The organism is Paenibacillus mendelii, from assembly GCF_024498075.1.
GTDB lineage: Bacteria > Bacillota > Bacilli > Paenibacillales > Paenibacillaceae > Paenibacillus_Z > Paenibacillus_Z mendelii.
In genome coordinates, this window is the sequence record NZ_JANHOF010000008.1 from 174747 (window position 1) to 188844 (window position 14098).

4 protein-coding genes are annotated in these 14098 nt (G+C 51.5%); all 4 read right to left on the reverse strand.

Annotated elements, in window-relative coordinates:
• Positions 1 to 47 precede the first annotated feature (47 nt).
• Positions 48 to 4589, reverse strand: coding sequence for an Ig-like domain-containing protein (locus NNL21_RS23045; protein ID WP_204821633.1), 4542 nt, complete (start codon positions 4587 to 4589; stop codon positions 48 to 50).
• A gap of 253 nt (positions 4590 to 4842) precedes the next feature.
• Positions 4843 to 6660, reverse strand: a complete 1818-nt coding sequence (locus NNL21_RS23050) for a cyclic nucleotide-binding domain-containing protein (protein ID WP_204821632.1) — start codon at positions 6658 to 6660, stop codon at positions 4843 to 4845.
• Between the two features lie 14 nt (positions 6661 to 6674).
• On the reverse strand, positions 6675 to 7307 hold the full coding sequence (locus NNL21_RS23055; RefSeq protein ID WP_256555417.1) for a hypothetical protein: 633 nt from the start codon (positions 7305 to 7307) through the stop codon (positions 6675 to 6677).
• A 610-nt stretch (positions 7308 to 7917) separates the two neighbouring features.
• Positions 7918 to 13986 carry an InlB B-repeat-containing protein gene (locus tag NNL21_RS23060; protein ID WP_256555418.1) on the reverse strand — a complete coding sequence of 2023 codons (6069 nt, stop codon included), beginning with the start codon at positions 13984 to 13986 and terminating at the stop codon, positions 7918 to 7920.
• Positions 13987 to 14098 lie beyond the last annotated feature (112 nt).

Consider the following 14098-nt stretch of genomic DNA (forward strand, 5'->3'; position numbering starts at 1 on the left):
GCTAAGAGTGACGGCTTTGTTGCGAATGGCCAATACAATGTCAGTGCTTAAGGGTTGCTCGCACTCTCGATGTCCTTTAAAGCCCAATAGCCGAGAGGGACGTCTGGCCAGGAAGATTTGACTAAACCGGATTCCTGGAGCTTACGTTCGAACAATCGATTCAGAAACACTGTGCTCTCCGCTCTCGTTACTCCCTGGTCAGGAAGAAATTTACCATCCGGATAACCTCTGAGAATATTCGCTTGCTGGACAGCCGCTATAGCTTGCTCAGCCCAGTGCCCCTTAATGTCTGTGAAGCTTGATACGCTTGCAGTTAGAGCGAGTACCTTGAGCTTCTGCGCGATTACGGCAATCTCCGCTCTCGTCATCACGGCGCCGGGACCAAAGGAACCATCCGGGAGCCCATTCATTAACCCGGCTTGACTTACCTTGGCAATAGCATCAGCCGCCCAGTAAGAATCAGGAACATCCGAGTATGGCCGCCCCTCTGCCAACTCCTCAGGGCCCGCAGGCAGCAATCTGGCGAGCATTGCAGCAAACTCCGCTCTTTTCACCAACTGGTCTGGCTTAAAGGTGCCATCCTGGTATCCAAATATATACGCATTTCCCGTGTATTCCTCAAGAGAAATAACGGTGAAGATGCCCAGTGCAGTCACTTCAATTTCAATACCCCGCGGGTTTCCTTGCTGATCATATTTGATTACACCCCGCTGCAGCTTCTTTTCGCCATCGCTCTGCTCGATATAAACAGCCAGGGAGTCCAGAAAGGCTTGTTGGAGCGCAGCATTGCCTGGCAAAGAGCTGATCGGGAGCATAACCTTAACAGCATGATCCTTATCATTCGTCTCGATCCTCATCGAGCTTCCTATGACGTCTACTTCTCGATCACCGGCAATCTCTTTAACCTTGTCCGCACTCATGATGCGGTCTGTAATGACTTGCTGCTCTCCCGGATTACGGACCGGGATGAACCGGTAATTAATATCCTTTCCCTCTGCCTGCAAGGCTCCGAGCGATTCTTTCGTTAGTGTAACTATGGTGTCTCCCGCTTTCATTTCAAGAACCAGCCCTGCTTGGCTTAACTCACGCAGCGATGTGCCATGCAGATTAACCCTGACTTCATCGGCTTGACTTCCCGGTAACGGCGGGTCCGTAATGATGATTCGCACGGATTGATTAGAAGACCGGACAGCCCGTGCAATGATTTCCCTTATTTTACTTAAATTCATCTCCACGTTGTCCTCGATTACCCCGACCGTTGTCATTCGGACAATGTCGATTGTGACCGAAGGATTCGTGGGACCTTCATCCCCAACGAGCACTTCGCCTTGTCTCGTTTGACCTTGCGAAGGCATCGGCAGCACCGGCCCAGGTGAGGGGACCACTCTGATATTCGATATCGCTTGTAACGCTTCCCCGCTCCAGTTGCCCGCCTCATCCTGTCCTCTCGCATACAGCGTCGTATTCGCATGGATTACTATCGGCCCGGAATAATTCATGTAGACCCCGTTTAATCCGAGCTTATATTGCTTCACAACAACATCACCTGCGTAACTTATCGTGGCCGTAACATTCTGATAGGTTACTTCCATCGGAGTAACGGTGATTATTGGAATCGATGGGGCGACTGTGTCCAGGGTGAAGCTTGCATCATACACCATACTCATATTGCCGGCTGCATCCATGAATTGAACGTAGACGGTTCTATTGGATCCATCTCCGGCCTGAATCTCATAGTTCTTGGTAGAGGCATAGCTCTCCATACTACTCCACGAAGAGCCATCCTGTGATAATCTCATTTGGATGTCCTCTGGATCCGAACCTTCAACACCATCCTCCACCGTAAGGTCAAGATTCAGCATCAGATTATTCGATGTGGTGCTTCCACCCTTCAAGGCTACGCTTCCCGTTGGCGGTGTTCGATCTATGTTGGCAATCGTAAGCGTTGTTTCTGAGCTCCAGTTGCCCGCTGCATCCTTCACTTTGGCATATACAATGGTGTTGTTTCCTACAGTGATAGGCGAGGTATAAGGCTCGAATACACTGCCCGCTCCATCACCGACTTTAATGTGCCGCACCGCGGCATCATCCTCCGCAGCCTGATCTTCAAACCCTAAGGAAACCACGACATCCGTATTAGTCCAAGCCGTTGTGCTCGGCTCAAGGATCGGCGCTACCGGTGCAAGGGTATCCACGGTTATGGAGACGCTGGACTTCTCCGTGCCTACGTTACCGGCGGCATCAGTAGCTAATGCTTCAAACACGTGTACGCCATCTGCCAGCGTTGTGATTGTAGGTTTGTAACTCCAATCGTTGTTGGCATCCGCAGTTACTGTAGTGATCATTACACCGTCGATCCATATCGTTATTTTGCTATTAGACTCTGCTGAGCCCGTCAACTCCTCAAATATCGGATTATTCGTAACTCCAGAAGGATTCCATATCGTAGGCGCAGGAGGCTTAGTCGTATCGTAGATGATCATAGATTCACTGGATCTGGCACTGCTTAGACCAAATGCCAAATCCGTTGCCATGGCACTATACGGGTTTTCTCCCTGCATCATGGAGCTCTGATCAAGCGACCATTGCCCCCCGGCTGTCACAACTGCAGTTCCTGCAGTTACACTCATACCCAGCTCGTTTCTCTTGTACACTGTAATCGTCGACCCTGCATCACCCGTTCCATGAATGGTGATAGGTCTTTTATTCGTAGCGCCATTAATGGCTATAGGAATAACTACAGCGTCATCCATTACACTGAAGCCTGTAAGGACAGGAACGGAGGGGGGTGAAGTCTTGATCCTCACGGCAAAGTCAGCCGAATCCGGGCTAACATTCCCGGCAATATCCGTGGCCACAGCCTTGAAAGTGCGGATACCGTCAGCAAGCGTTGTCCCCGTATAGTCGAATGACCATGTTCCATTGTCTGCAGCCGTTGTCGTACCGATACCGCTGCTTCCGCCATCTAAGTATATCGTAACTATACTCTTCCCTTCCGCTGTTCCCTGAAGGATTAATGTATTGTCTGTTGTTATGCGGTCGTTATCCGGATCATCCAGCACCTTCGTTATCACCGGAGCAGACGGAGCGGCCAGATCGATCTCCACGACCTGCGACAGGGATCTGGCTCCCGTGATGTTCAATGCATTCGTCGCCGTTGCGGAGAATGTGTAGCTTCCCGAAGCTAATGGGGATGCCGTATAATCATAGCTCCACGCTCCGCTCGCGTCAGCGGCAGTTGTTCCTGCTATGACATTGTCCAGATATACCGTAACCGTTGCAGAGGCCTCGGCAGTCCCGTTGATATACAGTGATGTGTCATTCGTAATATAGTCCGATTCCGATCTCCCGCTATCCTCTGTAATAGCCGTTATTACTGGTGGAGGCGGTGCAAGATCCGGATTCACCTTTGTTTTTACCAGGTACATCTGCGAGGAATTCGTGCTTCCCACCATCACATATTCATTGTTAGGAAGAGCCTTGATATCATAGGCAGTATCGAAGCTCGCACCTCCGAAATTCGTTTCCCACAGCACATCACCCGAAGCATTGGTTTTGAACATATAGATGTCATTGGGACCGTTGGTATAAGAGTAGGTTCTGCCCGCGACCGTATAACCGCCGTCCGCAGCTTCAATGACAGAGACGCCAACATCGCTGGAGCTGCCCCCGACTGCCTTCTTCCAAGCGGCTGCGCCAAGGCTATCCGTCTTTACCAGATAGGCATCCCCATTAAATGAACCATTAGGCTTCGTCTCTCCCGTGAGAATAAATCCACCATCCGATGCGGCCGTAACGGAGTTGACGAGCTCCGTCTGTCCGCCTTCATCATAGGTTTGTTCCCAAACGAATTGCCCCGCGGCATTGTATTTTATTAGAACGGCATCCGTCGTGCTTGGCGCAGACACCGCTTTCTTGGATCCGGCAACGACGAATCCATTATCTGCTGTCAGCGCTATGTCAAACACGTCATAGCTTTCATCCGGTGATAAGTATTGTTCTTCCCAGAGGATCTCCCCATCGGCAGCAAGCTTGAACACCTGAATATCATAATTATTCGCTCCGGTATTCGTTCTGCTGAGAACAAGATACCCATCAGCCGTCTCAACGATTCCCCGGCCGGCTTGTTCTCCGCTGCCTCCGAGATGCTTCTCCCACAGCATGTCCCCGGATGCATTCGTCTTCACCACAAAAGTATCATAGTAGGTTGACGCCGAGTACGAATATCCCGTCATCAGGTAGCCCCCGTCGGAGGTTGCGATTATAGAATGAAACATATCATTGCCTTCCGTTCCGCCGAACTGCTTGGGCTCACCGACGAGATTGCCGATCAAATCCGTCTTCAGCCAGACGGCATCCGTGTGGCTGGATACAGGATGAGAAACGATCTTCTGCCCTGCAATCACATAACCGTCCACTAAGGGTATAACGCCGTATCCTATATCAGAGCCTGAGCTTCCCAGTACCTTCTCAAGATCAAGCACCTGCTCGGGTACGGCTGGTGCTGCTGATAATTGAGGCACATACAAGGTGAAACTAATAGATAAGGTAATCAGTACAGCAATAAATCGATTAAGATTCCTCTTCATTGTGCTGCCCCCAGTAGTAACTTCCTATATAACTTACCAATTTTACCATAGCATTCTATGAATCACATCGTTTTTTCGACATGCGACAAAGCGAGGTTACATCCTATACGATTAGTTGGTTTCTACGATTAGATCAATAGTATTTTAAAAGAGAAAACCCGCTCACAGAGCGGGTTCTATGCATGAAGGCGAGGGGAAGTACATTCCCCGACTGAGTAATACGATCACATCTCGAGAAGGTGCTAGGATCCATTTATTTGATTCTCAAAGCGTGTCCGCAGCGAGCGCAATATCTGGTACTCCTCGGAGATAAGGTGCCGCAGCCGCTGCAATGCAGCTCGCCACTTGTCGTATCGTCCGGATCATGATGCTGCAGCTGCTCCTGCACATAGGGATTCATCGTCGAAAGGGTTTGAATCTCCTCTCTTCTGCCGATACGGATCAGGACATATAACAAGATGATATCGATGCAGCCGATAACAGCCATCATCCCAATCTTTGCCCAACCATTGGCAAAATGGTAATCCCATAGCGCATGCAAACCGATGACGATGAGAAGCAGGAGGATCGCGCCTCCAACCTTGTACACGACACGCGCGTTGCCAAAGGCTTTCGATTTCGTTGACGCCACACCGATCCAGATTCCTACAGCCGCGATCGCCGTCCACGCTCCATGACCGAAAGGTGACAATAAGGCCCTGATCCAGAGAACGGATAACATTCCGACTGAAGATGCCTCATCCATATGCGACCAACCGTAGACCATGCTTTCTACCGCGGCAAATCCCATGCCTGCTGCCGCTCCGAACACGACCGCATCCATCAGAAAATGCATTTGCCTCGTCCGGACAAGCGCGATACACACGAGTAGCTTAACGCTTTCCTCGATCAAGGATACAAACAGCGGCAATCTAAACTGCGCGAAGTCCAAGCCGCTGTCGCCGATGCCCAGCAGCCACGCCCGCTCCAGGAACCACGCCACAGGAACCGCGAAAATCGCGGAAGACGCGAAAATCAAGCTTAACCGCGTCTGTCGAAAACCTAATAACTGGTGGTCTCGAATATAAGAAACGAACGTAACCGGACCCACGAGTCCTCCTACAATCATAACCACGATGCTCAGCCATCTGTTGTTCAGGAACAGAGCCAGCAGAGACAGTGCGATGAAGCCCCCGCCCAGCCAAAGAAGTACGTCCATCCAGCGCTCCCTGGCTTTCGGCAGGATGTCGGAGACGGGCTCCGGCTCTCCGCCATACTCATAGTTAACTTTGGAAACCAGGTGCGGAGTCCGGATGTGGAGGATCTCCATAAACTGCTTCTGGATCGGGGCGTAATAACTCAGCACATACAGAAACTCGCTCTTTCCCATCACCAATAATTCACTGTCCTCCGATGCCGTAACCGCAACTTCTGAAGGCGTATCGGTCAATAGCATCGCTTCCCCGAAAAAATCGCCCTCGAGCAGAACCGTCCTTTTTCTTTTCCTCCCGCGGGCTTCCAATCTGCCCCTGCTGACCATGTAAAATTGATCGGCAAGCGTTCCCTCCGACACGACGGTTTCGCCTTTTGCAACTTTTCGGACTGACGTGACTTCCGCGAGACCGCGAAGCTCGGCGTCAGGAATGACCGACCATATCGTAGCGTTGCGAAGCTTTCGATGGATCATGCGGATACGGACGGTTAGCAGCATGCTCTCATGGAACAGCGGGCTGCTCTTGGCCAATACCTCGAATAACGGACGATCCAAGCGCAAAGCCGATACGTCGCCAATGGCGGTTACGCGAGCGGTCCTGCGTTCGTTCTGCAGCAATCCGATTTCTCCAACTAACGCCCCCGGACCGAGCTCGGCCAGCAGCATCGACTTCCCGACCAAATTACGCGATGAAACCTGTACGTGACCCGTACGAATAAAATAACATTCCGTACCGATTTCTCCTTCAACCAGGAGGGGTTGTCCGTCCATGAACTCGATGGATTGAATAGAACTGGCCGCCATCCGCAGCTCATCATCCGGTATACCGCGCAACAGAGGATGCTCGTGCAAAAAAGAAAAAACGTCTTCGGAGGACATTTATTCAACTTCCTTTATCTCATATTGCCAATAATGCTGCTCCTGGATTCCTGCATTTTCTTGATGAAGTTCGTCATAACGTCGAACGCTTCATTGCGTTTATTGGTCAAACTCTGCAAACGAAGCATATCCATCTGTTGCGAATTCGATAGGGCGTCGATTTGACTTTTAACTTGCTGCTCTATCGTGCCGAGTTGGCCTACATTTGTCGGCGGCGCTGTGCTGATACCGGCTTCTTCCATTGCTTTTCTCAAGGCTTCTGTCTGATCGTCATTTATAGCATTATCGGGTGAAGAACCGGCCGGAATCCCTATCTCCCCAGCCTTAGACAAAACGGTATTTAATTGGGCGATCTGATTGTTCCGATCCTGCACCCCTTTGATTTGATCCTGCAGCTGCTGTTCCAGCAGTTGCGAGCGTTGCTCTTGAACCGCCTTCAATGCCGTTTCAAGATCCATGCTGCTTACGTTAATCGCCTCTACCCCGCCTACATTGCCGGCACTAGCGAGCGAATTCTGCGTTGCACCTCTGCCTAGCGCATCATTGACCGTATGGTAGAACGAATCGTTATACATGATGGCCGAACCAACAAGTACACCTGCAATAAATACACCGCCAACAGATAATATCTTTTTCTTCATACTCATTCGCTAACTTCCTCTCATTCTGCTTTTTAGCATATTATTTCCTACTAGGGGCGTCAACCGTTTTCACATCCCCATTGACCCGTTACCTCGCTCTTGCACCATAAGCGTCTATTACTATTTCAATAAACCTAACTACCTCCCAGGATCTGATTTTTTAACAGTACGCTTTGTCTACACCTATTTTATTATTTCAGTGGCTTCAATTCTGTAACCCGGATTACATTTTGTAAAAAGAAAGGGGAGAATGTGCGAATAGCCAACACTTGCATGCCATAATTGATTAAAAGTCGAGAATGATTGAATTTCGCATCGTTTATCGTTAACGTCATAAAACGCGCAAAGTGCTGCATGTTCTTATACGTATTTCGACTAGGACAACTACAGAAACTTGTGTGGGTTACGTAGAATACTTGACTCGCATATAATTCATTTCGGTTTGGTAAAGCAATTCCTAAATATTCATTAGCGGTTATAACAAAACAAGCGGTCTTCGAGATAAGATTTAATTATCTTCTCGAAGATCGCTTATGGTTTCCAAACGGTTTGCGCACATTTATTCATGGTGATTTTTCGTTGTAAAACCTCTTGTTGACGTACAATGATTCATACTTTACTTGCTCTTCTGTTCCACTATTCTCAGTAGAATCGTTGCAGCCTCAGCTCGCGTTGTCTTATCATCGGGGGCAAATTTATTCATGCTTTTGCCTTGTATTAAACCCAATTTCTTCATCGCTACTACTGCGCCCTTCGCCCAGGTCGGAATATGATGGTCATCCCCAAAATCGGTTGTTGCATTAGAACCCACCCTCAAGTTGAGTGCTCTGGCAATCATTACCACCATCTCCGATCTAGTCACTACTTTATCCGGACGAAAACTGCCATCCTCGAAGCCTCTAATAATACCCGCTTGCATCGCCTGCGCCACCGCTTTCTTTGCCCAAGCTTCAATTTTCGCAGTATCGGTAAAAGCTATCTCAGCCTTTTCCGCTTGCGGCTTCAACGCATTCATCAACATCACCACAAACTCCGCTCGAGTCACAGCAGCATTCGGCTTAAACGTGCCGTCCGGATAACCGCTAACGATCCCATTCTTTACTGCTTGCTTGATATTGTCCTCTGCCCAGTGCCCGGAGATATCACTAAATTCAGGCTCTGAATCTGAATCTACCGGCCCACAAGGTACTGGCTGGTCATTTACATTTTCAACACATAATATCGTAAATGTCGCCAAGTAATCCACTTCTACCGAAATCCAGTTGCCAACGACCTTACCACCAGCAACTTCCACCCACGCCTTCTTTAATCCGTCATAATAGAACACCGCCGGTCGCTGACCCTCCGCCAATTTCGATGGCTCAAATGCAAAGGATATTGTTACCATTTTTTTGAAGTTCTCCGAGAAATTTTTCATAATCTCAAAAACTCCGCTGACTGGATGCTTTTCTTTCGACAGAAGATTTTCGGTTTCCAATTCTCTTTCAATTGTTATCGTTAATTCCTTGTTTGCAGCCCCTGACGGGATAAATATTCTCACTAAATCTTCAAAGCTCACCTCTCCTATTGCTCCCGCAGGCAGTGTTAACCTTCCATCCGTTGAGACCAGTTTAATATAGGTTGGTCCGCCATAACTTACACTTGCGCGCCACTGCGCATACAGCGTCACATTCGCGCTTCCCATGGTCAGTGCTGCACCTGCCGCGTAGCTCGTTCCACTGCCATTCGCGGCGCTGTTCCAGCCTGCAAACGTGTAGCCCGCTCTCACTAAACTACCTGTGTTCCCGAGCACGGTTGCCGATGCGCCGGTCTCGTACGTTCCGCTGTCTGAAGGCACCGTTCCTCCGGTGCTGCCGTTGCCGTTATACGTTACCGTGTAGGTGGGATTCGTCGTCCACTGCGCAAATAGCGTCACGTTTGCGCTTCCCATGGTCAGCGTTGTGCCTGCTGCATAGCTCGTTCCGCTACCATTGGCGGCGGTGTTCCAGCCTGCAAATGTGTAGCCCGCTTTCACCAAATTACCTGTGTTCCCGAGCACGGTTACCGGTGCGCCGGTCTCGTACGTTCCATTGTCTGAAGGTGCGGCGCCTCCCGTGCTACCGTTGCCGTCATACGTTACCGTGTAAGTGGGATTCGTCGTCCACTGCGCAAATAGCGTCACGTTTGCGCTTCCTATGGTCAGCGTGTCGCCTGCCGCATAGCTCGTTTCGCTGCCATTCGCGGCGGTGTTCCAGCCTGTAAACGTATAGCCCGCTTTCACCAAGCTTCCCTTACCTAACACCGTTGCAGATGCTCCTATCTCGTACATTCCATTGTCTGAAGGTGCGGCGCCTCCCGTGCTGCCGTTGCCGTCATACGTTACCGTGTAGGTGGGATTCGTCGTCCACTGCGCAAATAGCGTCACATTCGCGCTTCCCATAGTAAGCGTTGCTCCTGCCGCGTAGCTCGTTCCGCTGCCATTCGCGGCGGTGTTCCACCCTGCAAACACGTGTCCCGCTTTCACTAAATTACCTGTGTTCCCGAGCACGGTTACCGTTGTACCGGTCTCGTACATTCCATTGTCTGAAGGTGCGGCACCTCCCGTGCTGCCGTTGCCGTCATACGTTACCGTGTAGGTGGGATTCGTCATCCACTGCGCAAATAGCGTCACGTTCGCGCTTCCCATAGTAAGCGTTGCGCCTGCCGCGTAGCTCGTTCCGCTGCCATTCGCGGCAGTGTTCCATCCTGCAAACGTATGTCCCGCTTTCACCAAGCTTTCCTTACCCAACACCGTTGCCGATGCTCCTGTCTCGTATGCTCCACTATCTGAAGGCACGGTGCCTCCAGTGCTGCCATTGCCGTCATACGTTACCATATAGGTGGGATTCGTCGTCCACTGAGCAAATAGCGTTACGTTCGCACTTCCCATGGTCAGTGTTACGCCTGCCGCGTAGCTCGTTCCACTGCCATTCGCGGCGGTGTTCCAGCCTGCAAACGCGTAGCCCGCTTTCACCAAGCTTCCTTTACCCAGCACCGTTGCCGATGCTCCTGTCTCGTATGTTCCTCTGTCTACAGGCGCGGCACCTCCAGTGCTGCCGTTGCCGTCATACGTTACCGTGTAAGTCGGGTTCGTCGTCCACTTCGCAAATAGCGTCACATTCGTGCTTCCCATGGTCAGCGTTGCGCCTGCTGCATAGCTCGTTCCGCTTCCATTCGCGGCGGTGTTCCAACCTGCAAATGTGTAGCCCGCTTTCACTAAATTACCTGTGTTCCCAAGCACGGTTGCCGATGCGCCGGTCTCATATGTTCCGCTGTCCGTAGGCACCGTTCCTCCGGTGCTGCCGTTACCGTTATACATTACCGTGTAGATGGGATTCGTCATCCACTGCGCAAATAGCGTCACGTTTGCGCTTCCTATGGTCAGCGTTGCGCCTGCTGCATAGCTCGTTCCGCTTCCATTCGCGACGGTGTTCCAGCCTGCAAATGTGTAACCCGCTCTCACTAAATTACCTGAGTTCCCGAGCACCGTTGCCGTTGCTCCTGTCTCGTATGTTCCGCTGTCAGAGGGCTCAGTGCCTCCCGTGCTACCGTTGCCGTTATACGTTACCGTGTAAGTCGGGTTCGTCGTCCACTTCGCGAATAGCGTCACATTCGCGCTTCCCATGGTCAGCGTGTCGCCTGCCGCATAGTTCGTTCCGCTTCCATTCGCGGCGGTGTTCCACCCTGCAAATGTGTAGCCCGCTCTCACTAAATTACCTGAGTTCCCGAGCACCGTTGCCGTTGCTCCTGTCTCGTATGTTCCGCTGTCAGAGGGCTCAGTGCCTCCCGTGCTACCGTTGCCGTTATACGTTACCGTGTAAGTCGGGTTCGTCGTCCACTTCGCGAATAGCGTCACATTCGCGCTTCCCATGGTCAGCGTTGCACCTGAAGCATAGTTCGTTCCGCTGCCATTTGCGACGGTGTTCCACCCTGCAAACGTGTAGCCCGCTTTCACCAAGCTTCCCTTACCCAACACCGTTGCCGATGCTCCTGTCTCGTATGTTCCACTGTCTGAAGGCACGGTGCCTCCAGTGCTGCCATTGCCGTCATACGTTACCGCGTAGGTGGCATTAGTCGTCCACTGCGCAAATAGCGTCACGTTTGTGCTTCCCATGATCAGCGTGTCGCCTGCCGCGTAGTTCGTTCCACTGCCATTCACGGCAGTGTTCCATCCTGCAAACGTGTAGCCTGCTTTCACCAAGCTTCCCTTACCTAACACCGTTGCCGATGCGCCGGTCTCGTACGTTCCATTGTCTAAAGGTGCGGCGCCTCCCGTGCTGCCGTTGCCGTCATACGTTACCGTGTAGGTGGGATTCGTCGTCCACTGCGCGAATAGCGTCACATTCGCGCTTCCCATGGTCAGCGTTGCGCCTGCCGCGTAGCTCGTTCCGCTGCCATTCGCGGCGGTGTTCCAGCCTGCAAACGTGTAGCCCGCTTTCACCAAGCTTCCCTTACCCAACACCGTTGCCGATGCGCCGGTCTCGTATGTTCCGCTGTCCGCAGGCACCGTTCCTCCGGTGCTGCCGTTACCGTTATACGTAACCGTGTAGGTTGGGTTTACTGTCCACTTCGCGAATAGCGTCACATTCGCGCTTCCCATAGTAAGCGCTGCGCCTGCCGCGTAGTTCGTTCCGCTACCATTTGCGGCGGTGTTCCAGCCTGCAAACGTATGTCCCGCTTTTACCAAGCTTCCCTTACCCAACACCGTTGCCGATGCGCCGGTTTCGTACGTTCCGCTGTCCGCAGGCACCGTTCCTCCGGTGCTGCCGTTACCGTTATACGTTACCGTGTAGGTTGGGTTTACTGTCCACTTCGCGAATAGCGTCACATTCGCGCTTCCCATAGTAAGCGCTGCGCCTGCCGCGTAGTTCGTTCCGCTACCATTTGCGGCGGTGTTCCAGCCTGCAAACGTATGTCCCGCTTTTACCAAGCTTCCCTTACCCAACACCGTTGCCGATGCGCCGGTTTCGTACGTTCCGCTGTCCGCAGGCACCGTTCCTCCGGTGCTGCCGTTACCGTTATACGTTACCGTGTAGGTTGGGTTTACTGTCCACTTCGCGAATAGCGTCACATTCGCGCTTCCCATAGTAAGCGCTGCGCCTGCCGCGTAGTTCGTTCCGCTGCCATTGGCGGCGGTGTTCCACCCTGCAAACGTATGTCCCGCTTTCACCAGGCTTCCCTTACCCAACACCGTTGCCGATGCACCGGTCTCGTACGTTCCGCTGTCTGTTGGCACCGCTCCTCCGGTGCTGCCGTTGCCGTTATACGTAACCGTGTAGGTTGGGTTTACTGTCCACTTCGCGAATAGCGTCACATTCGCGCTTCCCATAGTAAGCGCTGCGCCTGCCGCGTAGTTCGTTCCGCTGCCATTTGTGGCGGTGTTCCACCCTGCAAACGTATGTCCCGCTTTCACCAAGCTTCCCTTACCCAACACCGTTGCCGATGCGCCGGTCTCGTACGTTCCGCTGTCTGCTGGCACCGCTCCTCCGGTGCTGCCGTTGCCGTTATACGTAACCGTGTAAGTCGGGTTTGCCACCCACTGCGCGTACAGTGTCACGTTGTCCATATCCATGGCAATTGTTGTGCCTGCCCCATAACTCGTTCCGCTGCCGTTCGCAGCGGTATTCCAGCCTGTAAAACTGTATCCCGTCCTCGCCATACTTCCCTTACTCAATACCGTTGCCGACGCGCCTATCGCATAGGTACTGCTATCCGAAGGTACGGTTCCTCCCGTATAGCCATTGCCATCGTACGTTACCGCGGAATTTTGGAATATCAGATTTAAGTCATTCCCTACTGCCACGAAAGTGTTGTTACCGTACGCAATATCCGTTATATAATCGGTAACTCCCGATGCATTCAGCTTCCACTGAACACCATTCGCTGAGGACGCAATCACTCCGCCTGAGCCTACAGCCACGAATCGGCCATTGCCATACGTAATGCCTGAAAAACCCTGTGAAGCGCCCGAGGTCTGTACCGTCCAAGTCACTCCATCAGGAGAAGTCACAATCGTCCCACCGGTGCCTACCGCCACATATTGTCCGTTGGCATAAGTGACTCCTTGCAGATAGTTTCCTGTATTCGAAGTTCGCTCCGTCCAACTTACCCCGTCAAGCGAAGTCCATATCTCTCCATACTGCCCCACAGCTACAAACTTGTCACCGTAAGTAACGTCATACATATATGCCCCGCCAGTACCGGGAAGGGTCTGGCTGTTCCAATTCACTCCATCCGATGAAGTCACTACCGTTGAAAATTGCCCCGTCGCTACATACTTGCCGCCTCCGTAAGCGATGCCTCCCAAGCTATACGGTGTATTAGATGTCGAAGTCCCGAGCACATTTCCAGGACCAAAGGTTAATATCTTACCATTGGCTCCCACTATCACATACTTGCCGCCGGCGTAAATAATATCGTTGAGGCTATCTAGAGTGTTTGTCACAATACTACCCAAGAACTGGCCGTCGCTGCTGTCTAAGGAATATATAAGTAATCCACTATTCCCTACAGCCATAAACCGGTCAGGTCCACGTGTAATACCTTGTATCGTTGAACTCACCTGGGAGTCCGGCTGACCCCATGCAGCAAATGCAGAAGCAGGGTTAATCACTTCCAATAAGATAAGTAATGCAATAAACAATGAAACATAATTGCGCTTATTCATCTTACTCTTACCTCCTGTTATAAATTTTAGTGTACTTGATGCCAGTCTTCAAATTGTTGATAGTGACTGTTTGCTTCAAATGGCATGTAGTCGTATTTTATCAGACGTCCTG